General features: G+C 67.2%; 22 protein-coding genes and 2 tRNA genes. 10 read left to right on the forward strand and 14 right to left on the reverse strand.

Annotated elements, in window-relative coordinates; translation table 11 throughout:
- Positions 1–209: 209 nt before the first annotated feature.
- From QZV84_RS00835 to pknB, 7 genes are all read left to right on the forward strand, one after another.
- Positions 210–947, forward strand: a complete 738-nt coding sequence (locus tag QZV84_RS00835) for a DUF3662 and FHA domain-containing protein (RefSeq protein ID WP_292823916.1) — start codon at positions 210–212, stop codon at positions 945–947.
- On the forward strand, positions 940–1,458 hold the full coding sequence (locus QZV84_RS00840; RefSeq protein WP_292823919.1) for an FHA domain-containing protein: 519 nt from the start codon (positions 940–942) through the stop codon (positions 1,456–1,458). Before QZV84_RS00835 ends, QZV84_RS00840 begins: the two co-directional genes overlap by 8 nt.
- Positions 1,459–1,472: 14 nt before the next feature.
- Complete coding sequence (locus QZV84_RS00845; RefSeq protein WP_292823981.1) at positions 1,473–2,711, forward strand: PP2C family serine/threonine-protein phosphatase; 1,239 nt, start codon at positions 1,473–1,475, stop codon at positions 2,709–2,711.
- A complete protein-coding gene (locus tag QZV84_RS00850) occupies positions 2,708–4,135 on the forward strand; it encodes an FtsW/RodA/SpoVE family cell cycle protein (protein WP_292823922.1) in 1,428 nt (475 codons plus the stop codon). The genes QZV84_RS00845 and QZV84_RS00850 overlap by 4 nt, the downstream gene beginning before the upstream one ends.
- Before the next feature lie 66 nt (positions 4,136–4,201).
- Positions 4,202–5,659, forward strand: a complete 1,458-nt coding sequence (locus tag QZV84_RS00855) for a penicillin-binding transpeptidase domain-containing protein (protein WP_292823925.1) — start codon at positions 4,202–4,204, stop codon at positions 5,657–5,659.
- A complete protein-coding gene (locus tag QZV84_RS00860; protein WP_292823927.1) occupies positions 5,656–7,365 on the forward strand; it encodes a serine/threonine-protein kinase in 1,710 nt (569 codons plus the stop codon). The genes QZV84_RS00855 and QZV84_RS00860 overlap by 4 nt, the downstream gene beginning before the upstream one ends.
- Before the next feature lie 85 nt (positions 7,366–7,450).
- A complete protein-coding gene (gene pknB, locus QZV84_RS00865) occupies positions 7,451–9,151 on the forward strand; it encodes a Stk1 family PASTA domain-containing Ser/Thr kinase (RefSeq protein WP_292823930.1) in 1,701 nt (566 codons plus the stop codon).
- Here the strand turns inward: pknB and QZV84_RS00870 are convergent.
- Positions 9,133–9,801, reverse strand: coding sequence for a gamma-glutamyl-gamma-aminobutyrate hydrolase family protein (locus tag QZV84_RS00870; protein WP_292823935.1), 669 nt, complete (start codon positions 9,799–9,801; stop codon positions 9,133–9,135). The two genes, pknB and QZV84_RS00870, sit on opposite strands and share 19 nt — an antisense overlap.
- 162 nt (positions 9,802–9,963) lie before the next feature.
- Complete coding sequence (locus QZV84_RS00875; RefSeq protein ID WP_292823938.1) at positions 9,964–10,770, reverse strand: class E sortase; 807 nt, start codon at positions 10,768–10,770, stop codon at positions 9,964–9,966.
- Between the two features lie 96 nt (positions 10,771–10,866).
- Between QZV84_RS00875 and QZV84_RS00880 the strand changes: the two genes are divergently transcribed.
- Positions 10,867–11,106 (forward strand): cell division protein CrgA, encoded by a 240-nt coding sequence (locus QZV84_RS00880; protein ID WP_292823941.1) that lies wholly within the window; start codon positions 10,867–10,869, stop codon positions 11,104–11,106.
- A gap of 173 nt (positions 11,107–11,279) precedes the next feature.
- Here the strand turns inward: QZV84_RS00880 and QZV84_RS00885 are convergent, their stop codons facing one another.
- Both QZV84_RS00885 and QZV84_RS00890 read right to left on the reverse strand, forming a co-directional pair.
- Positions 11,280–12,158, reverse strand: a complete 879-nt coding sequence (locus QZV84_RS00885) for a rhomboid family intramembrane serine protease (RefSeq protein ID WP_292823944.1) — start codon at positions 12,156–12,158, stop codon at positions 11,280–11,282.
- Between the two features lie 15 nt (positions 12,159–12,173).
- The gene (locus QZV84_RS00890; protein ID WP_292823947.1) at positions 12,174–12,746 is read right to left on the reverse strand and encodes a peptidylprolyl isomerase; all 573 of its coding nucleotides are present in this window, start codon (positions 12,744–12,746) and stop codon (positions 12,174–12,176) included.
- 97 nt (positions 12,747–12,843) lie between these two features.
- On the opposite strand from QZV84_RS00890, the gene QZV84_RS00895 reads away from it, so the two are divergent.
- A complete protein-coding gene (locus tag QZV84_RS00895; RefSeq protein ID WP_292823950.1) occupies positions 12,844–13,428 on the forward strand; it encodes a DNA helicase in 585 nt (194 codons plus the stop codon).
- Between the two features lie 179 nt (positions 13,429–13,607).
- Here QZV84_RS00895 and QZV84_RS00900 read toward each other — a convergent pair whose 3' ends face one another.
- From QZV84_RS00900 to QZV84_RS00910, 3 genes are all read right to left on the reverse strand, one after another.
- Complete coding sequence (locus tag QZV84_RS00900; protein WP_292823954.1) at positions 13,608–14,033, reverse strand: NUDIX hydrolase; 426 nt, start codon at positions 14,031–14,033, stop codon at positions 13,608–13,610.
- Between the two features lie 60 nt (positions 14,034–14,093).
- Positions 14,094–14,166: transfer RNA gene (locus QZV84_RS00905), tRNA-Ala, on the reverse strand.
- A gap of 13 nt (positions 14,167–14,179) precedes the next feature.
- Positions 14,180–14,253, reverse strand: a tRNA-Ile gene (locus tag QZV84_RS00910).
- A 130-nt stretch (positions 14,254–14,383) separates the two neighbouring features.
- Here QZV84_RS00910 and QZV84_RS00915 point away from each other — a divergent pair.
- On the forward strand, positions 14,384–15,106 hold the full coding sequence (locus QZV84_RS00915; protein ID WP_292823957.1) for a VIT family protein: 723 nt from the start codon (positions 14,384–14,386) through the stop codon (positions 15,104–15,106).
- Positions 15,107–15,145: 39 nt separating this feature from the next.
- Here the strand turns inward: QZV84_RS00915 and QZV84_RS00920 are convergent, their stop codons facing one another.
- The 7 genes from QZV84_RS00920 to QZV84_RS00950 form a co-directional block, all read right to left on the reverse strand.
- Entirely contained in the window at positions 15,146–15,550 is a 405-nt protein-coding gene (locus QZV84_RS00920) for a DUF3566 domain-containing protein (protein WP_292823960.1), read from the reverse strand.
- Positions 15,547–18,153 (reverse strand): DNA gyrase subunit A, encoded by a 2,607-nt coding sequence (gene gyrA / locus QZV84_RS00925; RefSeq protein ID WP_292823963.1) that lies wholly within the window; start codon positions 18,151–18,153, stop codon positions 15,547–15,549. Before gyrA ends, QZV84_RS00920 begins: the two co-directional genes overlap by 4 nt.
- 53 nt (positions 18,154–18,206) lie before the next feature.
- A complete protein-coding gene (gene gyrB, locus QZV84_RS00930; protein WP_292823966.1) occupies positions 18,207–20,261 on the reverse strand; it encodes a DNA topoisomerase (ATP-hydrolyzing) subunit B in 2,055 nt (684 codons plus the stop codon).
- Positions 20,262–20,383: 122 nt separating this feature from the next.
- Positions 20,384–20,890 carry a DciA family protein gene (locus QZV84_RS00935; protein ID WP_292823969.1) on the reverse strand — a complete coding sequence of 169 codons (507 nt, stop codon included), beginning with the start codon at positions 20,888–20,890 and terminating at the stop codon, positions 20,384–20,386.
- Positions 20,877–22,085: a DNA replication/repair protein RecF gene (recF, locus tag QZV84_RS00940; protein ID WP_292823972.1), complete on the reverse strand. Its 1,209-nt coding sequence runs from the start codon at positions 22,083–22,085 to the stop codon at positions 20,877–20,879. The genes QZV84_RS00935 and recF overlap by 14 nt, the downstream gene beginning before the upstream one ends.
- 102 nt (positions 22,086–22,187) lie before the next feature.
- Positions 22,188–23,339 carry a DNA polymerase III subunit beta gene (dnaN, locus tag QZV84_RS00945; RefSeq protein WP_292823975.1) on the reverse strand — a complete coding sequence of 384 codons (1,152 nt, stop codon included), beginning with the start codon at positions 23,337–23,339 and terminating at the stop codon, positions 22,188–22,190.
- Positions 23,340–23,822: 483 nt separating this feature from the next.
- Positions 23,823–24,354 (reverse strand): helix-turn-helix domain-containing protein (locus QZV84_RS00950; RefSeq protein WP_292823978.1); only part of this gene is annotated, 532 nt, incomplete at its 5' end.

Here is a 24,354-nt window from a genome sequence, read left to right on the forward strand (position 1 = left end):
CTTTCGGGCACTGGCACCTGAAGCCAGCGCGTCTGCCTATTCCGCCACTCGCGCGAGATGCGGCATCCGAAGACGCGGTGCAACTCAACTTCCCGAGGGTATCACGCAGGGACCCGCGCCTCGAATCCGCCATGAGCCGTCGGGTCCACGGGCATCCCAGGCTGAGCAATTAGCATGTACCGACCGGCACCACCTGCCTGAGGAGTCGTGTGGGACTACTTGACAGCTTCGAGAAGGGTCTCGAGCGCGCCGTCAACAGCGCGTTCGCGAAGACCTTCCGCAGCGGCATCCAGCCCGTCGAGATCGCATCCGCCCTGCGGAGCGAGCTCGACAAGAAGGCTGCCGTCGTCAGTCGTGATCGCATTCTCGCGCCGAACACGTTCACGGTGCGTCTGTCGGCGGCCGACGACGAGCGCATGCGCACGCTCGGCGGCACCCTCGGGCAAGAGCTCGACACCCTCGTGCATGCGCATGCCAGATCCCAGGGCTACTCCTTCGCCGGACCGGTCTCCATCGTCCTCGTGCAGGACGAGCAGCTGTCCACGGGCACGCTCCGGGTCGAGTCGGCCACCGCGGAGGGCCGTGTGGCGTGGCGTGGCGTGCTCGACGTCGAGGGGAAGCGGTATCCGATCGTGAAGTCGCGCACGGTCATCGGGCGCGGCAGCGACGCCGACATCACGATCTCCGACGCCGGCACGAGCCGTAAGCACGTCGAGATCCTGTGGGACGGCGAGCGCGCGATGGTGCGTGACATGCAGTCCACCAACGGCACGATGCTGAACGGTCGCAAGGTCGCTGAGGCGGCGCTGCCCCCCGACTCCACCGTCACGATCGGGCGCACCGACATCGTCTTCCGCGTCGTCGCGCAGGCAGCGCCTTCCCAGCCCATGCCGGCCGACGCCACCCGGGCGTTCGACGTGCGCAACGGGGGGCGCTCGCGTGAGTGAACTGACCCTGCTGCTGCTGCGCATCGGCTTCCTCGTGCTGCTGTGGTTCTTCGTCTTCGCGGTCGTCTACTCGCTGCGCGCGGATCTGTTCGGCGTGAAGGTGCGACGGATGCCCGCGCCCTCACCTGCACCCGCCCCGGCGCGCGCGTCGGTGACGGCGCCCGTCGCCGCCCCCAAGGGGGCGCCGTCGGCGGCGAAGGGGGGGCTTGCGACGACCGACAAGGTCTCACGGATCGTCATCACGAGCGGCCCGAAAGCCGGGCTCGAACTGCCGCTGGGCGCGGAGCCGCTCACGATCGGGCGCTCGAGCGAGTCGGGCCTCGTGATCCGCGACGACTACACCTCCAGCCACCACGCACGGCTCATGCTGTGGGGCGAGCAGTGGATGATCCAGGACCTGGACTCCACCAACGGAACCTGGCACGACGGCACCCGCGTGAGCGCGCCCATGCCGATCACGGTCGGTGCGCCCATCAAGGTCGGGGCCACGACCTTCGAGCTGCGGAAGTAGTGATCCCTCCACAGATGGTCTTCCAGGGCTCGAGCGTCGCAATCTCGCACACCGGCAAGGTGCGCTCCAACAACCAGGACTCCGGCTACTCGGGCTCCAATCTGTTCGCGGTCGCGGACGGAATGGGCGGCCACGCCGGCGGCGATGTCGCCTCCAGCCTCGCGATAGCCCGACTCGAACAGCTCGACCACCCCTTCGAGTCCACCTCCGCCGCCGAGCGCGCGCTGCGGGAGGCGATCGCCGACTCAGCGGTGGAGCTGATCGACACCGTGCACGTGAAACCCGAGCTGGCCGGCATGGGCACCACGGTCAGCGCCCTGGTGATGGTCGATGACTACGCCGTGATCGCCCACATCGGCGATTCGCGCATCTACCTGTACCGCGACGACGCGCTCACCCAGATCACGACCGATCACACGTTCGTCCAGCGCCTCGTGGACTCGGGGCGCATCACTCCCGAGGAGGCGCGCTACCACCCCCGCCGTTCGGTGCTGATGCGCGTGCTCGGCGACATGGACGCGAATCCCGAGCCCGACACGTTCATCATGCCTACGCAGCCCGGCGACCGGTGGCTGCTGTGCTCAGACGGACTCTCGGGCGTTGTCGACGACGCGCACACCGCGAAAGCGCTGGGCCTGGGCCTTGCTCCGGGTCGCACGGCCGACAACCTGCTGAAGCAGGCACTGGATGCCGGGGCTCCCGACAACGTCACCATCGTCCTGGTGGACGTCGGCGGCCAGCATCCGATCTTCTCCGGCACCCCCACGATCGTGGGCTCCGCGTCCAACCCCCTGGGGGTCGAGGTCCCTGCCGCACGCTCGGGCCGCAGCAACTGGCTGCACCCCAACCGGCAGGCCGCGAACGAGCCGAGCCACTTCGAGCCGGCCCCGGAGTTCCTCGAGGAGCTCATCGAGGAGGACCGCCGCCGCGCCAAGCGCCGTCGCGTGGGATGGATCGTCGGATTCGTCGTCGTTCTGACTCTGCTCACGTCGATGCTGGTCCTGGCCTACAACTGGACGCAGACGCGGTACTTCGTCGGCGCCGACGACGACACCGTGGTGATCTTCCAGGGGATTCAGCAGAACATCGGCCCGATCTCGCTGTCCACGCCGCATGAGGACACCGAGATCCTGCTCGCCGATCTGCCCTCGTTCAGCCGGGCGACGGTCGAGCACACGATCTCGGCGCGCTCGCTCGCCGACGCCGAGGCGATCGTGGACCGGCTCAGGGATGCCGCGGAGGCGACGCGATGACGGCCCCCGTGAACGGCACGCCCCTGAACGGCACGCCGCCGAACGGCACGCAGGCGATCGCCGCCGACACCGCGGTGATCCGCGCTCTGCGGCGCATCCGGGTGCCACAGACCCAGCGCAACCGGGAGCTCTTCCTGCTCGTGTTCGCCTTCCTCGTGAACGGCTCGGCGATCGCGCTCGTGCAGCTCGGCGCCCTCGGCGCGATCGACGCGATGTTCCTCCTCTCCTGCGGCGGGCTGACGGCGCTCGTGGTGGCGATGCACATCGTCCTGCGGCTCCGAGCGCGGGACGCCGACCCGTTCGTGCTGCCCATCGCCACGATCCTGACCGGGCTCGGCATCGCGATGATCTACCGCATCGACATCGCGGTGGGCCTGACGGGGTGGGACGCGTACTCCACGAAGCAGCTCGCCTGGTCGGCGATCGCGATCGTGGGGGCCATCGCCATCGTCGTGCTGCTGCGCAACTACCGGGTGCTGTTCCGCTACACCTACCTCTTCGGCCTGGCCGGTGTTCTGCTGCTGATCCTTCCGATCGTCCCGGGGCTCGGCACCGATGCCAACGCGGATGTCTGGGTGTCGCTCGGATTCTTCTCCTTCCAGCCGGGCGAGCTCGCGAAGATCTCGCTCGCGATCTTCTTCGCCGGCTACCTGGTGCGCACGCGGGAGAGCCTCACCTCGGTGGGAACGCGCTTCCTCGGCCTGACCTGGCCCCGCGCCCGCGAGCTCGGCCCGCTCCTGGTCGTCTGGCTGATCTCGCTCGGCATCATCGTGCTGCAGCGCGACTTGGGAACCGGTTTGCTGATCTTCGGCATGTTCGTCGCGATGCTCTACGTCGCCACCGGCAAGACGAGCTGGGTCGTCATCGGCGTCGTGCTCGCGGCGGCTGGTGCCTTCCTCGCGTCGCGCGTGCTGCCGTACGTCGGCGCCCGCTTCGCGAACTGGCTGGACGCCTTCAACCCCGAGGTGATCGACCGCGGCGGCGGCAGCTATCAGCTCGTTCAGGGGATCTTCGGCCTCGCGCAGGGGGGCCTGCTCGGCACCGGACTCGGTCAGGGCCGGCCGTATATCACCCCCCTGTCGCAGAGCGACTACATCCTGCCGAGCCTGGGCGAGGAGCTCGGGCTCATCGGGGTGTTCGCGATCCTGTGCCTCTATATGGTCTTCACGAGTCGCGGCATCCGCATCGGGCTGGCCGGGCAGGACGACTTCGGCAGGCTCCTGGCCGTCGGGCTGTCGTTCACGATCGCCCTGCAGGTGTTCATCATGGTCGGCGGCGTCACCCGGCTCATCCCGCTGACCGGCCTGACCACTCCGTTCCTGGCGGCGGGCGGCTCATCGCTCGTGGCCAACTGGCTCATCGTCGCGATCCTGCTGAGGATCTCGGATGCCGTCCGAAGCCGCCCGAGGGTGGTGATCGGCTGACATGACAATACGCCGCACGCGCAAGAGCGCGCCGAAGGCACGCCTGTCGTGGGAAGGGGGCGACGCATGACCAGGGAACTCCGCAGGCTCAGCATCGTGATGCTGCTCATGTTCCTCGCGCTGTTCGCCTCGACGAGCGTGATCCAGGTCGTGCAGGCCGAGACCCTCGCCGAGAACACGCGCAACACCCGGGCGTTGTACGACTCCTACGAGGTGCAGCGAGGCTCGATCATCGCCAGCGGCGCGGCCATCGCGAGCTCGGTGCCCTCCGACGACGTGTTCGCCTGGCAGCGCGTGTACGTGGATGCCGACATGTGGGCTCCGGTCACGGGCTACATCAATCCGGTGCTGGGCGCCGCCACGGGCATCGAGCAGGCGATGAACCAGGAGCTCAGCGGAACCGCGGGCGCTCAGTTCCTCACGCGCATCGACCGCATCCTCACCGGTCAGCCGCCGCGCGGGTCGAACGTGGAACTGACCGTGGATGCCGTGGTGCAGCGAGCCGCGTACGACGCACTCGGCGACCTGCAGGGCGCCGTCATCGCGATCGAGCCCGCCACCGGACGAGTACTCGCGATGGTCACGAGCCCGAGCTTCGACACGAACCTGCTCGCCTCGCACGACCCCGGCGAGGTGAACGACGTCTACGACGCACTCAATGCCGACCCGGCGAATCCGCTCTACAATCGCGCGATCGGCGGAGACCTGAACCCGCCTGGCTCGACGTTCAAGCTCGTCGTCGCCTCGGCGGCGCTCGCCTCGGGCGACTACACGCCGGCCTCGACCCTGCCCAACCCGGCATCGTATCAGCTGCCGCAGTCGAGCAATGTCATCTTCAACGCGAGCGGCGGCGCGTGCGGCCCGGGCGATACCGTCACGATCGCCGATGCCCTGCGTCTGAGCTGCAACATCCCGTTCGCCGAACTGGCCGTGCAGCTCGGCGACACCGCGATCCGGGAGGAAGCCGACAAGTATGGCTTCAACACCTCGTTCTCGATGCCGCTCGATTCGACGGCATCCAGCTATCCGCGTGCGCTCGACGATCCCCAGACCGCGCTCACCGGTTTCGGTCAGGGACAGGTCACGGCCACGCCCCTGCAGATGGCGATGGTCTCAGCCGGCATCGCGAACGAAGGAGTGGTCATGAATCCGCGCATGGTCGATCGGGTGATCGGCGCCGATCTGTCGGTCGAGCGGACCTTCGACGACACCGAGTTCGGGCGGGCGCTGGAGGCCGGCATCGCCGCCGAACTGGTCGCGATGATGGTTGCCAATGTCAGTGACGGCGCGGCGTCGGGTGCAACAATGGACGGGGTCGATGTGGGCGGTAAGACCGGCACTGCGGAGAACGGATCAGGCCAGCCGTACACACTGTGGTTCACCGGGTTCGCGCCTGCGGAGAACCCGCAGGTGTCAGTGGCGGTGGTGGTCGAAGACGGCGGCGGCCAAGGTCAGTCGGGGAGCGGCAACACGATCGCCGCGCCTATCGCGAAGAAGGTCATGGAGGCGGTGCTGGGACGATGAGACCGACGCAGGGAGTGACCTTCGGCGGCCGCTACGAGCTGGACTCGCGGATCGCCATCGGCGGCATGGGCGAAGTGTGGGAAGCGACCGACCATGTCATCGGGCGCACCGTCGCCATCAAGATCCTCAAAGACGAGTACATGGGCGACCCGGGCTTCCTCGAGCGCTTCCGCGCCGAGGCGCGCCACGCGGCCCTCGTCAACCACGAGGGGATCGCGAGCGTCTTCGACTACGGCGAGGAAGCCGGCAGCGCGTTCCTCGTGATGGAGCTCGTACCCGGGGAGGCGCTCTCGACGATCCTCGAGCGCGACGGCTCGCTGTCGACCGACAAGACGCTCGATGTCGTCGCGCAGACCTCCGCCGCGCTCCAGGCCGCCCACGCGGCCGGGCTCGTACACCGCGACATCAAGCCCGGAAACCTTCTGATCACCCCCGACGGCCGGGTCAAGATCACCGACTTCGGCATCGCCCGCATCGCCGACCAGGTACCGCTCACCGCTACCGGCCAGGTCATGGGCACGGTGCAGTACCTCTCCCCCGAGCAGGCGTCCGGGCATCCGGCATCCCCCGCCACCGACACATACTCACTGGGAATCGTCGCGTACGAGTGCCTGGCGGGCAAGCGCCCGTTCGCAGGCGAGTCGCAGGTGGCCATCGCGATGGCGCAGATCAACGAGCAGGCAGCACCGTTGCCGCCGACGGTCGCCGTGCCGGTGCAGAACCTCGTCATGGCCATGATCGCGAAGAAGCCCGAAGAGCGTCCCGCCTCTGCCGCCGCAGTCGCTCGTGCGGCCACCGCTCTGCGCCGCGGTGACGTCGCGGCTGCTGCCGCGGCCGTCCCGGCGATCGCCACCGGCGCCGCGGCCGGCGACGACATGACGCAGCTGCTCACCGGGGCCGGCGCGACGGCAGCCACCACCCGGCTGCTGCCGGCAGGGGAAGCCGTCGACGAAGAGCCCGGGACGAAGAAGCGCAGCCCTTGGACGTGGCCGCTCATCGCCCTGATCGTGTTGCTCCTGCTGGTGCTCGGCGGCACCATCTGGGCGTTCGTGGCGAACCAGCAGCCGGCGCCCGACCCGACAGAGTCTTCGGCCACCCCGAGTCCCAGTGTGACGCCCACCCCGACGCCCACCGTCTCCACGATCGCGATCGACACCCTCGGCCTGACCGGGATGGACTGCACTGAGGCCTCCGCGAAAGCACGCGCAGCAGGCGTAGAGGCTGTCGACTGCGTCGGCGGCGACGCCGCGCCCACCGCCGATCAGGTCAACAAGGTCTACCGCGTCAGTCCGTCCGGCAACATCCCGCCGTCGCAGCTGCTCACTCTGACCTTCTATGTCGATCAGGTCGCGATGCCTACTCCTGCCGCGCCGACGATGGCGGCAACGGTCGACGCGGGCGCGACCACGCAGGTCTCGTGGGGCGGATACACCTGCCCGTCGGGCACCGGATCGGTCAGCTCCTACAACTTCTCGGCCACCAACGGCACGTTCGCGAGCACGGGGCAGTCGACCGCCTCGTTCGGACCGAACGATCGCAGCGGCCAGCTGCTGGCCGACAACAACCCGGGCGCCACCGTCATCGTGACCTACACGGTGACGTGCTCGGGGGGCACGGCCGGTCAGCGCGAATCCGGCCCGTCCGGCGAGGCCACCTCGCAGATCCAGGAGATCGGACCGACCCCGACTCCGACGCCCACACCGTGACCGGCGCTTCGGTGCGGCGTGAGGTCGGTGCGGGACTCTTCGGCCGCGTCCGTTAGGCTGACTCTGTTCCACCCAGGGAGTGACCGTGACAGCTGAGCCGCGCGTGCTTTCTGGGCGCTATCGCGTCGACGAACTCATCGGGCGCGGTGGTATGGCCACCGTGTTCCGCGGCTACGACCTGACGCTCGGTCGGCAGGTCGCGATCAAGCTCCTCAACCGCGACCTCGCGAACGACAATGCGTTCCGCACCCGCTTCCGTCTCGAGGCACAAGCGGCCTCGCGCATGGCGCACCCCACGATCGTGCGAGTCTACGACGCCGGTGAAGACAGCGAGACGAGCCCCGACGGCACCGTGCTTCCGGTTCCGTACATCGTGATGGAACTCGTGCACGGCGCGCTCCTGAAGGACATCGTCTCCGCGGGCCCGGTGCCCGTCGAGGACGCGGTGCGCTACGTCGACGGCATCCTCGAGGCTCTCGAGTACTCGCACCGCGCCGGAGTCGTGCACCGCGACATCAAGCCCGGCAACGTCATGGTGACCGACGCCGGCCAGGTCAAGGTCATGGACTTCGGCATCGCCCGCGCGGTGTCGGACTCGTCCTCGACTGTCGCCGAGACCACGGCGATCATCGGCACCGCCGCCTACTTCTCGCCCGAGCAGGCCAAGGGCGAGCCGGTCGACGCGCGCGCTGACGTGTATTCGTGCGGCATCGTGCTCTACGAGCTGCTCGCCGGGCGCCCGCCGTTCCGCGGCGAGTCGCCGGTCGCGGTCGCCTACCAGCACGTCAGCGAAGCGCCCGTCGCACCGTCCGAGGTCAACGAGACCGTACCGCGCTCGCTCGACACGGTGGTGCTGCGAGCCCTCGCCAAGGATCCCTTCCAGCGCTACCAGGACGCGGCGTCCTTCCGCGAGGCGCTCGATGCGACGGTGGGCGGCAAGGTCCCCTCCAAGCGCGCCGTCGGAGCGCTCACGAGCGAGCTCTACGGCCCGAATCCCCAGCAGGCGGCCGAGACCGCACGGTCGCTGCGCCAGCTGAGCACCGACACGACCATGAAGCGCACGCAGGCCGGTCCGCCGGTCGCCTGGATCTGGGCCGGTGTCGCGATCATCGCGGTGCTGCTGATCTCGGTGCTCTTCTGGGTCACTTCGATCCGCCCGGGCAGCGAGGTACCGTCCAACGCGCGGCTGGTTCCCGATGTCACCGGCATGACCTATGAGCGCGCCAACTCCGAGATCGGCGAAGCGGACCTCGTCTCGTTCCGCGTCGACGAGCCCAACTCCGAGGTCGCGATCGGCAACGTCATCCGCACCGACCCCGATGCGGGCGCCTCGGTGAGTCCGGGTCAGCAGGTGCGCGTCTACGTGTCGTCGGGTCAAGAGACCACGACGGTGCCGACGCTGGAGGGACTCGGTCAGGATGCCGCGGCCGCGGCCCTGCAGGCGGTTGGGCTCGTGCTCGGAACCGTCACGCCGCGCAACGACCCCGGCTTGACTGCCGGCACGGTGATCTCGGCCGATCAGCCGGCCGGCGCCACGCTTCCGATCGGAGCGACCGTGAACATCGTGGCTGCGACCGGACGCGTCGTGATCATCGACGTGACCGGCTACACGATCGAGGCCGCGACCCGCGAGCTCGAAGGTCCGGAATCTCAGCTCCTGGTGATCACGCAGCCCGATGCGGGCTGCACCGCCGCCAATCCGCCGATCGTCACGACGCAGTCCATCGCGCCGGGCGAGGCGCCGATCCACTCCGAAGTGACTCTCACCTACTGCAGCGGCCCGTAGCCGGAGCTCCTCAGGCGACGCGGGTGCAGCGCGGCGCCCCGGGTCGCGGCACCCGTGAGGCCGGCGGTTTCGAGCCAGTTGCCGAGCAGCCGATGACCGCCTTCGGTGAGGACCGCTTCGGGGTGGAACTGCACGCCGGCGATGTGCGCCGACCGGTGCGCGATGCCCATGATGACGCCGGTCTCGGTGCGGCTCGTCACCACGAGCTCCGAAGGCAGGGTGTCGGGGACGATCGCGAGCGAGTGGTAGCGCGTGGCGGTGAACGGGCTCGGCAGTCCCGCGTACAGCGCGCTGCCGTCGTGTTCGACCGGCGAAGTCATGCCGTGCATGAGCTCGGGGGCGTGCGCGACGGTGGCTCCGAAGGCTTCTGCGATGGCCTGGTGCCCGAGGCAGACGCCCAGCAGCGGGATGCCGACCTCGGCGGCGGCGCGGACGACCGCGATCGAGGCGCCCGCGGCGGACGGCGTGCCGGGCCCGGGTGAGATGAGCACACCCTGATAGGGGCCGATGACGGATGCCGCGGCATCCGTCATGATCGCGTCAGCCTCGACGAGGTCGGTGCCGGCACCGAGCTCGTGGAGATAGCCGACGAGCGTGTGCACGAAGCTGTCGTGGTTGTCGACCACGAGGATCGGCGCGCGACTGCTCATCGCGGGCTCACTCGACGGTGACTTCCTGCGGGTTGACGATTGCGCTGATCCAGGGGAACGCGTAGAAGAACAGGCCGTAGAGCACCGCCGCGAACAGGATCAGAAGGATCAGCACGCGTAGCCACCAGGGCCCTGGGAGGAAGCGCCACAATGCCGCGTACATCAGGCGGTCACACCTTCGGTGAGCCCGGCCGGGGGGCCCGATGCGCGCGGAGTGAACGACTCGAACACGCCGTAGGCGATCGCCCGTTCCGACGAGCCGTATCGCGGGCTGCAGGTGGTCATCGTGATGACGCTCTCGGTGGCGGTCGCGTCGAGCACCTGAGGTACGGGCAGGAGGACCTCGACCTGGCTCGGCTGAACGTAGGCGAGATTACGGAATCGGTAGGTGTACCAGCCCTCGGCGGTCTCGATCACGATCGCGTCGTTCACGCGCAGCGACGGCAGATCCTGGAACGGTGCGCCGTGACTTCCTCGATGACCGGCGACCGCGAAGTTACCGGTCTGCCCGGGCATCGAGGTTCCCGGGTAGTGCCCGATCCCGATCGGGTCGAGGGTCACGGACGTACTCACGCCTCCGGCCACGTTGAAGTAGTAGTCGGCTCCGAAACGGGGAATGCGCATGATGCCGAAGGTCTCCCCCTCGCCGGGCTCCGCCAGAATCGGAGGCTGTGCCGGGACGGGCGCCACCGGCTCATCGGCGGGCGTTCCGTTCGATGTCTCGCTGGGTGTCGGCGTCGTCGACGGCTGCGCGGCCCACTCTTCGGACAGGGACTTCGCCTCAGCCTTGAACTGGGAGCCGATGATGAAGTCGCCGATCCACAGCTGCCATCCGACATAGAGGAGCGTGAGCACTCCGGCGGTGAGAAGGAGCTCGCCGATGACGCCGGTCACCGAGACGCGACGACGCCGCGGTCGCCGCGCGCGTGAGGTGGACGTCGCGCTGCCGCTCTCGTTCGTCTCATCCACACGTGGATTCTAACCGGGGCCCGCTGTGGCTCTGCCGCCCGCGCCCTTCCGGGGGCTCGATGGGGCACCGATTCCTGGTGAGGGTAGGATATGCGTATGGCACGACCCGGCAGAGACGACGACTCCCTGGTGGAGCGCAGCGAAGGCGAGGCCGCACCGAATCCGGTGTGGTTCAAGCCGATCATGATCGGCCTCATGCTGGTCGGACTGGTCTGGGTGCTCGTGTTCTATCTGAGCGGCAGTAGGTTCCCGATTCCCGGCATCGACGCATGGAACCTGGTCATCGGCTTCGGGATCGCCTTCATCGGCTTCCTGATGACGACCCGCTGGCGATAGCGCCACCTCTTCTTCTGCGAGAGCCCCGGCCCGACCGGGGCTTTCGCGTGTCATGGAGTACCTGACGGGTTCCCGATACCAGGGAACTACACCGCTGTCATTCATCCCCAGGTGTGGATGAACCTGTGGATAACTTTGACGTCAGGCCGATCGATGCGAGCGCATCGAGATCTCTAGAAGTAGAACGCCGGCGGGATCAGAAGCAGCGCGAAGAGCACGACGGTGAGCGCGACGAGCAGCCACACCTGCAGCGCACGACGGCGGACCGACCGGGTTCGCGCGTAGATCAGGCCGACCAGTGCCCCCACGACGAGACCGCCGACATGCGCCTGCCACGATACGTTGAACCCCGGGATGAATCCGATCGCGAGGTTCACCGCGAGGATGATCGCGATGCCCGCGATGTTCGCGCCGATATGCCGCCCGATCACGATGAGCGCGCCGAAGAGGCCGAAGATCGCCCCGGAGGCGCCCACCACCGGGGTCGTGAACGAGAGCAGGGCGACGGCGACGGAGCCACCGAGCGCGCTGAGCAGATACAGCGTGAGGAACCGGCCGCGCCCGAGCAGCGGCTCGAGGCTCCGCCCGATCATCCACAGAGCGAGCATGTTGAGCCCGATGTGCCAGAACCCCGAGTGCACCAGAGCGGCTGTGAACAGGCGCCACGGTTCGAACGTGCCCGTCAGGTCGGGGTACAGCGAGGGCGCCCAGAACAGCAGTGCGTTCTGCACCATGTCCCCGACACCGGGAATGAGCCCGATGAGCCAGGCCACCGCCGTGACCGCGATGATCGCGTACGTGACGACCGGCCGCGCGTCGGTCGCCGTGACCGCGCGCGGTCGCGACCAGCGTCGCTGCGCCGTCCGCTGCGCGGGTGTCTGCGCCCGCCGTTGATCCGCGAGGCACTCCGGGCAGATGACCCCGACCGCAGCCTGCGTCTGGCACTCCGGGCAGATCGTGCGCAGACAGCGCTGGCACAGCACGAAGCTCTGCCGATCCGGATGCCGGTAGCAGAAATTGTCGCCGTTGCGACTGAGGTCGGGGGTGGTCACGGACGAACGAGCGTGCTAGACCGCGACGATGTCGACGGACTGCAGCACGACGGGCTCGATCGGGCGATCGCCGGCCGCGGTGGGCAGGGCGCTGATCGTGTCGACGACAGCCTTCGAGGCGTCGTCGGCCACCTCGCCGAAGATCGTGTGCTTGCCCTGGAGCCACTCGGGTCCGCGACCACCCTGACCGGGGACAGTGATGAAGAACTGTGACCCGTTCGTGCCCTCGGGCTTGCCGGTGATCGCGTTGCGCCGAAGGCCGGCGTTGGCCATTGCGAGCTTGTACGGCGCTGTGAAGGTGAGCTCGCCGTTGATCTCGTCGTTGAAGTTGTAACCCGGGCCGCCCGTGCCGGCGCCGAGCGGGTCGCCGCCCTGGATCATGAAACCGGAGATGATGCGGTGAAAGACGACGTCCTTGTAGAGCGGCCCGTCGCCCGGCTTTCCGGTGGCGGGGTGGGTCCAGTCTTTGGTTCCGTCCGAGAGTCCGATGAAGTTCTCGACGGTCTTGGGCGCGTGATCTCCGAAGAGGTTCACCACGATGTCCCCGTAATTGGTGTGCAGGGTGGCTACGGCAGTGTGCTGAGGCATGTCGACCATTCTCTCAGAGTTCGGTGGGAGTCCTCCCGTCTGCGGTGCCGTCTGGCAAGATGGGACGACTACATCCCCCGGCCTTAGGGAGGGCAACGTGAGCCTCAACAGCAAGCGCAAGAAGGAACTCCGCAAACTCCAGGCGCGGGCGAACAACCTGTGGGAGTCCCAGCAGTTGCTCGTCGGCGAAGCCGGAGTGATCGCCCGCGAAGCGGGCCGCCAGCTCGGCAACTTCAGCCGGGAGCAGGTCATCCCCGGCGTGCAGGCAGGTTACGGCAAGTACGCCGCGCCGTACGTCGACAAGAGCAAGAAGTACTCGAAGCAGGTTCTGGCCGAGAAGGTGGTTCCCACGGCCGGTGCCGTCGTCGGCTCCGCCCTGTCGGTCTGGGATGCCGCCGGCGACACCCGTGCGCGGCTCGCGTCCGGCAAGGGCTTCGTCATGCCGGATGCCACCACCTATGCGAAGAAGGCCGACAAGTACGGCGCGCAGGCTTCGAAGAGGCTCGCCTCGAAGCTCGCCGTTCTCGACCCGCCGAAGCGGGGCATCGGCGCCGGTGGGGTGATCGCGATCATCCTCGGTGTCGCGGCGACCGTCGGTGTGCTCTACGCCGCGTGGCAGACGCTGCGTGCCGATGACGAGCTGTGGGTCGCCGACGACCCGCTGCGCGCGCCGGACGCTTGAGCCTGCACGCGGCTCAAGATCGAGTAGGTGCGCCAGCGCCGTATCGAGTTCTCTACCGCTGACACGACGAAGCCCCGCTGACCTGCGGGGCTTCGTCGTGGGTAGCCGGTATGGATGACGGCCCCTGATCCGACCGCACGCGTCCGCGATGCGGCATCCGCTCGCAGCCGATCGACTGATCAGATCCGGGCGGCCATCTTCAGCGCGATGTCGACCAGTTTGACCCGCTGCAGCGTCGTCACGCCCGACAGCGGAAACCAGTCGGCGCGGTCGGTGGATCCGCCGATCTCGTTGCGCAGCTTGCCGCCGATCACGCGCGCGGCGTACACGATGCGAAGTGCATGGAGCGGACCGGTGGGATCCGCAGCCAGCCGACGGCCCGCCGGAATGACCCGCGAATGGATGCCGAGCAGCTCGTCGACACTGACCCGATAGCCCGTCTCTTCGCGAACCTCGCGACGCGCCGCGTGCTCGGGGTCCTCTCCGGCCTCGAGGCCCCCGCCCGGAAGAGTCCATGCGGCACGTCGCCCTTCGTTCCAGTGCGCCAGAAGGATCCGATCGTCCGGGTCGATGATGACGGCGTAGGCCGCGACCCGCATGTCCATGCGTCCGACTCTACCGATTGACGAAAGCGCCGACCCTTCGGGCCGGCGCTCATCGACATGTGGAGCCTAGGAGATTCGAACTCCTGACATCCTGCTTGCAAAGCAGGCGCTCTACCAACTGAGCTAAGGCCCCTGGGCTATTCTTGTGGGGGTACCAGGACTTGAACCTGGGACCTCTTCATTATCAGTGAAGCGCTCTAACCGCCTGAGCTATACCCCCGTTTGGGCACGACGCGCGCGCCGTCAACCTCCAAGACTTTACCTGAACGACAGGCAATTCACGAATTCGGTCCGGGTCGTTTCTCCGGCGGAGCGCGGCCGCAACCACAGCAAAGGAGTTGACTCAGGGCATGAGCGACGATGAGCCGAACCACGCCGGCGAGGCGCACTCCGGCGGCGTCGGTCAGCGTCTCAATTGGCTTCGCGCAGGGGTGCTGGGCGCCAACGACGGCATCGTCTCGGTCGCGTCCCTCGTTGTGGGCGTCGCCGGCGCGACGACCGACACGCCTGCGCTGCTGGTCGCCGGAGTCGCGGGGCTGGTCGGCGGCGCGATCTCGATGGCGCTCGGCGAATACGTCTCTGTCAGCAGTCAGCGCGACAGTGAACGGGCGCTCATCGAGAAGGAGACCCGGGAACTTCGAGAGATGCCCGAGGAAGAGCTCGACGAACTGACCTCGCTCTATCGCGCGCGCGGTCTCACCGACGCGACGGCCCGGCAGGTCGCGGTCGAGCTCACCGCGCACGATGCACTGGCCGCGCACCTCGAGGTCGAGCTGCACATCGATCAGGATGACCTTGTGAGTCCGTGGCAGGCCGCGCTCTCATCCGCGGTGGCATTCACCCTGGGTGCGCTGCTGCCGCTTCTGACGATCCTGCTGCTTCCGGCGAATCTGAAGACCCCGCTGACCTTCGTCGCCGTGCTGGTCGCCCTCGCCATCACCGGCACGGTGTCGGCCCAACTCGGTGGCAGCGGCAAGGTGCGCGCCACGCTGCGGCTGGTGATCGGAGGCGGGCTTGCGCTGGTCGTCACCTGGGCGATCGGAACCCTTCTGGGAACAACCGGGGTCGTGTGATCGCGTGCGGGTCTCGATACGCTCGCAGGCTCGCTCGACTCAGTTCGACGTGAAACCGACCAGCAGACCGCCGGTCACCTTGACCGCGAGGTTGTAGATGCCGGCGATGACCGCTCCGAGCACCGTGACGACCACGAGGTTGAGGATCGCCACGATCGCCGCGAACGCCATGACCTGCGGCAGGCCGATGAAGGCGGTGATCGAGACCCCGCCGTCGGAGAAGCTCTGGAAGAACTCGTCGACCGTGCCGATCAGACCGGTCGCCTGCACGATCAGGTAGACCAGGAGAAAGCTCACGACCGTGACGATCGCCAGCGCGACCGCGGCCAGGAACGACAGCTTGACCGCCGACCAGAAGTCGACGTACACCAGCCGCAGGCGCACCTGCTTGGCGCTGGTCTTACGGCTGGACTTCTTTGCGAGCTTGTCGGCTACGGTGCTCATGCGTCAGTACTCTCTTCGGGGATCTCGGACGAGGCCTCGGGTGTGTCGGACACTGCATGTTCCTGAGCGGTGTCGACTGCCTCTGATGTCGCCGCCTCTGATATCTCGGCCAGGCCGCGCTCTGAGTTGCGTGCGATCGCGATGATGCGATCAGCGTCGTCGGCACGTGCGAAAACGACACCCATGGTGTCGCGGCCCTTGGCGGGGACCTCGGCCACCGCAGAGCGTATCACCTTGCCGCTGGCAAGAACCACCAAGACCTCGTCGTCCTCGGCGACCATGAGTCCGCCCGCCAAGATGCCCCTGTCGTCGCTGAGTCGGGCGACCTTGATGCCCAGACCGCCGCGGCTCTGGCCCCGGTACTGCGCGATATCTGTGCGCTTGGCGTAGCCGCCGTCGGTCACGACGAAAACGAACGCGCCGTCGCGAGCGACGGATGCCGACAGCAGACTGTCGCCGGAACGGAAGGACATGCCCTTCACGCCCTCGGTCGAGCGGCCCATCGGACGCAGCGACTCGTCGTTCGCGGTGAAGCGCAGTGACATCCCGAGCCGGCTGATGAGCAGGATGTCATCGCCCTCGTCGACCAGCAGCGCACTGACGACCTCATCACCGTCGGCTTCGTCCTGACCGCGCAGCTTGATCGCGATGACGCCGCCCTGACGGTTCGTGTCGTACTCGGTGAGGCGCGTCTTCTTGACGAGCCCGCTTCGGGTCGCCAGCACCAGATACGTCGCGGCGCCGTAGTCGCGGATGTCGAGGATCTGCGCGATCTCCTCGCCCGGCTGAAGCGCCAGGAGGTTCGCGACGTGCTGGCCCTTGGCGTCGCGCCCGGCCTCGGGCACTTCGTAGGCCTTCGCGCGGTAGACCCGGCCCTTCGTGGTGAAGAAGAGCAGCCAGTGGTGCGTGGTGGTGACGAAGAAGTGCTCGACCACGTCGTCGGCGCGCAGCTGCGCGCCCTTCACGCCCCGACCGCCGCGGTGCTGCTGACGATAGTTGTCGCTGCGCGTGCGCTTGATGTAGCCGTCGCGGGTCACGGTGACCACCATCTCCTCTTCGGGGATGAGGTCCTCGATCGACATGTCGCCGTCGTAGCCGGGCAGGATCTGGGTGCGACGGTCATCGCCGAAACGGTCGACGATCGAGGTGAGCTCCTCGCGGATGATGGAGCGCTGCCGCGCCGGGTCGGCCAGGATCGCCTTGAAGTCGGTGATCTGCGCCTCGAGCTCGGTGGCCTCGTCGATGATCTTCTGCCGCTCGAGGGCAGCGAGCCGGCGCAGCTGCATCGCAAGGATCGCGTCGGCCTGGATGTCATCGATCTCCAGGAGCGACTTCAAGCCATCGCGCGCGTCGTCGACCGTCGGCGACCGGCGGATCAGCGCGATGACATCGTCGAGCGCATCGAGAGCCTTGAGGTAGCCGCGGAGGATGTGCATGCGCTCTTCGGCCTTACGCAGCCGGAACTGCGTGCGGCGGACGATCACGACGATCTGGTGGTCGATCCAGTGCGTGATGAACCCGTCGAGCGGCAGCGTGCGGGGCACACCATCGACGATCGCGAGCATGTTCGCGCCGAAGTTCTCCTGCAGCTGGGTGTGCTTGTAGAGGTTGTTCAGCACGACCTTGGCGACGGCATCCCGCTTCAACACGATCACCAGACGCTGACCCGTGCGGTCCGACGTCTCGTCGCGGATGTCGGCGATGCCGGTGATCTTGCCCTCACGGGCGAGGTCGCTGATCTTGACGGCCACGTTGTCAGGGTTGACCTGGTACGGCAGCTCGGTGATCACGAGGCACGTGCGGCCCTGGATCTCTTCGACGTTGACGACCGCGCGCATGGTGATGGAGCCGCGGCCGGTGCGGTAGGCGTCCTTGATGCCGCGCGTTCCGAGGATCTGCGCGTGCGTGGGGAAGTCCGGTCCGGGAATGCGCTCCATGAGCGCCTCGAGCAGCTCTTCGCGCGACGCGTCCGGGTTCTCCAGCGCCCACAGGGCACCGGAGGAGACCTCGCGGAGGTTGTGCGGCGGGATGTTGGTCGCCATGCCGACCGCGATGCCGACCGATCCGTTGACCAGGAGGTTCGGAAACCGCGCCGGCAGGACCGAGGGCTCCTGCGTCTGGCCGTCGTAGTTGTCCTGGAAGTCGACGGTGTCTTCTTCGATGTCGCGCACCAGCTCGAGCGCGAGAGGGGCCATCTTGGTCTCGGTGTACCGGGGCGCCGCCGCACCCTGGTTGCCGGGAGAGCCGAAGTTGCCCTGACCGAGTGCGAGCGGGTAGCGCAGCGACCACGGCTGCACGAGCCGCACCAGGGCATCGTAGATCGCGCTGTCGCCGTGCGGGTGGTACTGACCCATCACTTCACCGACCACGCGCGCGCACTTGGAGAACGACTTGTCGGGCCGGAAACCGCCGTCGTACATGCCGTAGATGACACGACGGTGCACGGGCTTCATGCCGTCGCGCACGTCCGGCAGGGCACGGCCGATGATGACGCTCATCGCGTAGTCGAGGTAACTGCGCTGCATCTCGGACTGCAGGTCGACCCGGTCGATCTTGCCGTGATTGTGTGCGGGAGTCGGTTCGGGACGCTCTTGGTCAGTCATCGGTTTCGTTTCGTTTCTTCGCAGCCGGGGTCAGAGGGCATCAGATCTGGCGATCAGATGTCGAGGAACCGGACGTCCTTCGCGTTGCGCTGGATGAACCCGCGGCGGGACTCGACGTCTTCCCCCATCAGGATCGTGAAGATCTCGTCGGCTGCGGCGGCATCGTCGATCGTGACCTGGCGCAGGGTGCGCGCCTCGGGATCCATCGTGGTCTCCCACAACTCCTTCGCATTCATCTCGCCGAGGCCCTTGTAGCGCTGGATGCTGTTGTCCTTCGGGATCCGCTTGCCCGCCGCGAGCCCCTCGACCAGGAGCGCATCGCGTTCGCGATCGCTGTAGACGTACTCGTGGGGCGAGTTCGACCACTTGATCCGGTACAGCGGCGGCTGCGCGAGGTACACGAAGCCCGCTTCGATCAGTCCCCGCATGTAGCGGAACAGCAGGGTCAGCAGGAGTGTGGTGATGTGCTGGCCGTCGACGTCGGCATCCGCCATCAGCACGATCTTGTGGTACCGGGCCTTGAGGATGTCGAAGTCCTCGCCGATCCCGGTGCCGAAAGCCTGGATCATCGCCTGCACTTCGCGGTTGCCGAGAGCGCGGTCCAGCCTTGCGCGCTCGACGTTGAGGATCTTTCCGCGCAGCGCCAGGATCGCCTGGGTGTGGGGATCGCGCCCCTGCACCGCGGAGCCGCCGGCGGAGTCGCCCTCCACCAGGAAGATCTCACTGATCGACGGGTCCTTGCTCGTGCAATCCTTGAGCTTGTCGGGCATCGCGGCGCTCTCGAACACGCTCTTGCGGCGCGCTGTCTCGCGCGCCTTGCGCGCGGCCAGCCGTGCGGTCGCGGCGTCGATCGCCTTGCGGATGATGTTCCTGGCCTGCACCGGGTTGCGGTCGAACCAGTCGCCGAGCCGGTCGCCGACGACCTTCTGGACGAAAGCCTTGGCTTCGGTGTTGCCGAGCTTGGTCTTGGTCTGCCCCTCGAACTGAGGCTCGGAGAGCTTGACCGAGATCACCGCGGTGAGACCCTCGCGCACGTCGTCGCCGGACAGGTTCTCGTCCTTCTCCTTGAGCAGGTTGTTCGCGCGGGCGTACTTGTTCACCAGCGTGGTCAGCGCGGCGCGGAACCCCTCTTCGTGCGTCCCGCCCTCGTGCGTGTTGATCGTGTTCGCGTAGGTGAAGACGTTCTCGGTATAGCTCGTCGTCCACTGCATCGCCACTTCGAGGGCGATCTTGCGTTCGGTGTCTTCGGATTCGAAGTCGATGACCTCATCATTGACGTGCTCCGCCTTGCGGACGCGGTTGAGGTACTCGACATAGTCGACAAGACCGCGTTCATAGAGGAATGAGTCGTGGCGCTGCTGAAGCACGACCTGCCCGGGCGCCGTCTCCTCCTCGTAGGCGGACGACGGACGCTCATCGATCAGGTCGATGCGCAGACCCTTGTTCAGGAACGCCATCTGCTGGAAGCGGCTGCGCAGCACTTCATACTCGAAGTCGACGGTCTCGAAGATCGAGGCATCCGGCCAGAAGGTGATCGTGGTGCCGGTCTCGATGCTCTCTTCACCGCGTTCGAGCGGCGCGACAGGATTGCCACCGTCACGGTACGTCTGGCGCCAGACGTACCCTTGGCGACGCACTTCGACGTCCAGTCGGGTGGACAGCGCATTGACGACGGACGAGCCCACGCCGTGCAGACCGCCGGAGACCGCATAACCGCCGCCGCCGAACTTTCCGCCGGCGTGAAGGACGGTGAGCACGACCTCGACAGTCGACTTGCCCTCGGACTTGTGCACGTCGACCGGGATGCCGCGGCCGTTGTCCACGCAGCGAACGCCGCCGTCGGGGAGGATCGTGACGACGATCGTGTCGCAGTAGCCGGCGAGCGCTTCATCGACGGAGTTGTCGACGATCTCCTGGACGAGGTGGTGCAGGCCACGGGGTCCGGTCGAGCCGATATACATACCCGGGCGCTTGCGCACCGCTTCGAGACCTTCGAGAACCTGGATCTCGTCCGCACCGTATTCGACGTGAGTCCGTTCGGCTTGCACTGGTTCCGCGGAATGCTGTTCGGGTTGCTCGGGCAGGCTTTCAGGGGTCTCGGACGTCATTATCTCGGCGCGCTCCACATCCTATTTCGGGGCCACCCCAGTCTACCAAGGAACCACTGTCATGCGAGCCATGTGCGGCCCTGTGGCGCCCTCGATTGCGAGCGGATATCACGTGAGGTGACTTAGCCGTAGGTATCGCGCGGACCGCGCCCTGGAGTCGTTCTGGGACCCCATTTCCAGGAGGGGACGTCGGGTCCGATGAAGCGGATGCCGTCGACACCCGCTGCGGGATACCTTCGCACGATCTGGGAAAGGATCTCCGATCGCATCAGCTGGAGCTGTTTGGCCCATGCGGTCGAGTCCGCCTGAACGGTGAGAGTGCCCCCCGTGAAAGCCACCGGATGGGTGTGCAACGCGGTGGTCTCGCCGGCGACTTCAGCCCACGTGCGCACCACGTCCTCACGGGCCAACTGCGAGTCCCACCCGGCATCCCGGGTGAGATCGGCGAGCACGTCGGCGACGCCTTTGGGGTCGCGTCCAGGGGTGAACGGCGCGTTCTCGTCATCCGGACCGCGGCGGCGGCGCTTGCGGTGGGTCCGCGCCGACGGCTCGAGTCCGCGCAGCCTCAGATACGTGGCGATCGTCTCGGGCACGGACTCGACGCCGTCGACCGGCTCAGGCTCCGGCATCCGTCGCCTCCAGAATGCGGCCCGCCTCGACGCGGACGACCCGGGTGCGAAGCCCGAGAGGAACGTCCTCCTCCACCGCAGCGGTGACGATGACCTGCTCGTAGCCGACGGTGAGGTCGGCCAGGCGCGCGCGACGATCGGTGTCGAGCTCGGCGAAGACGTCATCGAGGATGAGAACCGGGTCTCCGAGGCGCGAGTCCGCGCGCAGCAGCTCGGCGGAGGCCAGCCGTAGCGCGAGAGCCACCGACCACGACTCTCCATGAGAGGCATAGCCCTTTACGGGCAGGTCGCGCACCCGCAGCACGAGATCGTCGCGGTGCGGGCCGACGAGGGTCAGGCCTCGGTCGAGCTCTGCCGCACGCCGTTCTGCGAGCGCTTCGCGGAACAGCTCGGCGATCTGCGTCGGGCGCGTTCCCACGTTGCCGTCAGGGGCGGGTGAACCGTCCGGGGCTCCGCCCCCGACTCCCGCCTCACTGAGGCTCGCCTCGGGGTCGCCGCCACGCACCGACAATGCCCAATCGAGTTGGGGTCGGTGATCGGCGCCGGCGATCGCCGAGTATGCGGCGATCAGCGGCATGCTCAAATCGGCCGCAAGGCCGAGGCGGGCTTGGATGAGTTCGGTCCCGAGCGCGACGAGCTTGTCGTCCCAGACATCGAGCGTGGAGAGCTGTTCGCCGCGGATGCCGCGGACCTTCGCCGACTTCAGCAGCGCCGTGCGCTGCCGTAGGACCCGGTCGTAGTCAGAGATGACCCCGGCGAACCGGGGAGAACGCTGGACGAGCAGCTGATCCATGAAGCGCCGGCGCAACGAGGGGTCGCCGCGCACGATCTGCAGGTCTTCCGGGGCGAAGAGCACGACCTGCGCGTAGCGAGGCAACTCAGTGGTCTTCACCGGCGCGCCGTTGACGCGCGCCTTGTTCGCGCCCTGGCGGTTCAGCTGCGCTTCGAGCAGCACGCTGCGATCACCGTGCGTGAGACGAGCACGGACGATCGCCGCATCCGCCCCGTCGCGCACCAGCGGGGGGTCGTTGGACACCCGGTGCGATCCGAGCGTCGCGAGGTAGGCGATCGCCTCGGCGAGATTCGTCTTTCCCTGACCGTTGCGGCCGACGAAGACGTTCGGCCCTGGACCCAGCGTGACGTCGGCGACCGCGTAGTTGCGGAAGTCGACGAGGCTCAGGTGTTCCACGATCACTGTGCAACCCTATTCCGCACGTCCGACCCGTAGGGGTGGGTGCCGATGCGCTCGAGTCTCGATACCCGCGCTACTGGACCACCGCGCTACGCGCGGCCCGTCTCAACGGAGCAGGAGGTTGGGCTGCAGCAGGTACTTGAAGGATTCGGTGTTGCCCTTCTCGACCGAGGTCTGCGGGGTGATCAGCACCGGGCTCAGCTTGTTCGCGTTCTCGCTCGAGGTGAACGTGATCCGGACGAACTCGCTCTTGACCGCACCGAGCGACTCGAGGAGGTACTGCGGGTTCAGACCGAGGGTGACGTCGTCGCCGACCAAGTGGGAGTCGACGGATTCCGTCGCGCGAGCCTGTTCGGTGCCCGACGCGTCCATCGAGACGTTGTCGGTGGTGAACGTGAAGCGCAGCGGCGCAGACCGGTCGAGCACGAGCGAGACGCGGCGAACCGCCTCGGCGAGGTCGGCGGTATTGAGCACCGCGTGGTGCTCGGTCTGATCGGGGAAGAGGCGACGCACCGGCGGGAAGTTGCCCTTGATCAGCAGCGAGGTCACGGTTTTGTTGCCCGCCGTGAAGGCGATGATCTCTCGGTCGCCCGAGCCGGAGAACGCGATCGAGATGTCACCGCCGTGCGCGAACGTCTTGCCCACCTCGGTGAGGGTGCGGGCCGGAACCAGCGCGGTGGTCGGTTCGGCGGATGCGTCTGCGCCGCCGTCCCAGGGGATCTCACGCAGCGCGACGCGGTAGCGGTCGGTCGCGACGAGACTGAGCTTCGTCCCCGAGACCTCGAGTTGCACACCGGTCAGGACCGGGGTGACATCGTCGCGCGACGCCGCGAAGGCGACCTGCGCGATCGCGGTCGCGAACTCCTCGGCCGGCACGAGTCCGGTCTCGCCCGACACCTCGGGGATGGCGGGGTACTCCTGCACCGGCATGGATGCCAGGGTGAAGCGGGCCGAACCGCAGGTGAGGACGATCCCCCCGTCGTCGTCGACCTCGACCTGGATCGGCGCGTTCGGAAGGCGGCTGGCGATCTCGGAGAGAAGTCGCCCGTGAACCAGGATCGTTCCCGGTTCATCGACGGTCGCCTCGATCGTGGTGCGCGCCGAAGCCTCGTAGTCGAACGCGGCGAGCGACAGTCCGGCGCCGGATGCTTCGATCAGGACGCCGGCCAGAATCGGCTGCGGGTTGCGCTGCGGGAGGAGCTTGACCACGAACGACACGGCCTCGCTGAACACATCGCGATTGACGTGGAATTTCACTGGTGCTCCCTCGAGATCCTGTTGGGCTCTCCCATGCTAGTGCCCTGCATGCCGCGCCCCTCAAGGGTGCGTCCGGGGTGGTTCACGACCGTCAAGGTGATCGGACGGTTACCTATTGACTGTTTCTCTGTCATCTTCTTAACGCTTGTGGGAACTGTGGATAACTGTGCGGATCGGTGTCGAGACAGTGGAACTACAACCGTGTGAGTTGTGGAATGGCTGGGGAACGAGTTGTCCGCAGCACCTCGGGTGCCGGGTGCCGGCCATCCTTCATCCACCGGCTCTCGACAGGAGATCACAGGTTCTCTGCAGTTGCCGCGAGTTATCCACAGGTTTTCCACAATGTGAAGAACCTGGATGATGCCCCCGGCGCTGCGATGTGTCAAGAAGCTCTTCTGGCATGTTTCCGTTCGCGACGGAGAGGGCCGGTATGCGACCCCGCCGGAGTCGTCCCGGTTGCCGGAAGTGCGGGCGAGAGGTCGATCAGCGGGAGTTGCGACTGAGCTGTGCAGTGATCTCGGAAACCTGGTTGTAGATGGAGCGACGTTCTTTCATGAGGTCGCTGATCTTCTTGTACGCGTACATCACCGTCGTGTGATCGCGGTTGCCGAAGAGCTGCCCGATCTTGGGCAGCGACAGGCTCGTGCGCTCTCTGCACAGATACATCGCGATCTGGCGCGCTGTGGCGACCGCCTGCGAGCGGCTCGAGCCGTAGAGATCGTCGACGGTGAGCGTGAAGTACGCGGCCGTGGCCGTGATGATGTCGGTCGGAGAGATGACGTTGGCGTCGGCTTGGTCGACGATGTCGCGAAGCACGGTCTGCGCGAGCGACATGTCGAGCGTGGAGCGGTTCAGGCTCGCGAAGGCCGAGACGCGGATGAGGGCGCCTTCCAGTTCGCGGATGTTCGACGAGACGACACTGGCGATGTACTCGAGCACCTCGTCGGGGATGTGCAGCCGCTCGCTCTGCGCCTTCTTGCGCAGGATCGCGATGCGCGTTTCGAGGTCGGGCGCC

This window comes from Microbacterium sp. (assembly GCF_011620715.1).
Lineage (GTDB): Bacteria > Actinomycetota > Actinomycetes > Actinomycetales > Microbacteriaceae > Microbacterium.

Bases quoted from the DNA above. Each gene is read 5' to 3' on its own strand.
- QZV84_RS00870 (WP_292823935.1), bottom strand. From the start codon at position 9,801: ATGAGCAGTCGCGCGCCGATCCTCGTGGTCGACAACCACGACAGCTTC.
- QZV84_RS00900 (WP_292823954.1), bottom strand. From the start codon at position 14,033: ATGGACATGCGGGTCGCGGCCTACGCCGTCATCATCGACCCGGACGAT.
- gyrA (WP_292823963.1), bottom strand. From the start codon at position 18,153: ATGACTGACCAAGAGCGTCCCGAACCGACTCCCGCACACAATCACGGC.
- QZV84_RS00920 (WP_292823960.1), bottom strand. From the start codon at position 15,550: ATGAGCACCGTAGCCGACAAGCTCGCAAAGAAGTCCAGCCGTAAGACC.
- gyrB (WP_292823966.1), bottom strand. From the start codon at position 20,261: ATGACGTCCGAGACCCCTGAAAGCCTGCCCGAGCAACCCGAACAGCAT.
- QZV84_RS00890 (WP_292823947.1), bottom strand. From the start codon at position 12,746: ATGCCTCAGCACACTGCCGTAGCCACCCTGCACACCAATTACGGGGAC.
- QZV84_RS00850 (WP_292823922.1), top strand. From the start codon at position 2,708: ATGACGGCCCCCGTGAACGGCACGCCCCTGAACGGCACGCCGCCGAAC.
- QZV84_RS00935 (WP_292823969.1), bottom strand. From the start codon at position 20,890: ATGCCGGAGCCTGAGCCGGTCGACGGCGTCGAGTCCGTGCCCGAGACG.
- QZV84_RS00845 (WP_292823981.1), top strand. From the start codon at position 1,473: ATGGTCTTCCAGGGCTCGAGCGTCGCAATCTCGCACACCGGCAAGGTG.
- QZV84_RS00915 (WP_292823957.1), top strand. From the start codon at position 14,384: ATGAGCGACGATGAGCCGAACCACGCCGGCGAGGCGCACTCCGGCGGC.
- QZV84_RS00880 (WP_292823941.1), top strand. From the start codon at position 10,867: ATGGCACGACCCGGCAGAGACGACGACTCCCTGGTGGAGCGCAGCGAA.
- QZV84_RS00860 (WP_292823927.1), top strand. From the start codon at position 5,656: ATGAGACCGACGCAGGGAGTGACCTTCGGCGGCCGCTACGAGCTGGAC.
- QZV84_RS00855 (WP_292823925.1), top strand. From the start codon at position 4,202: ATGACCAGGGAACTCCGCAGGCTCAGCATCGTGATGCTGCTCATGTTC.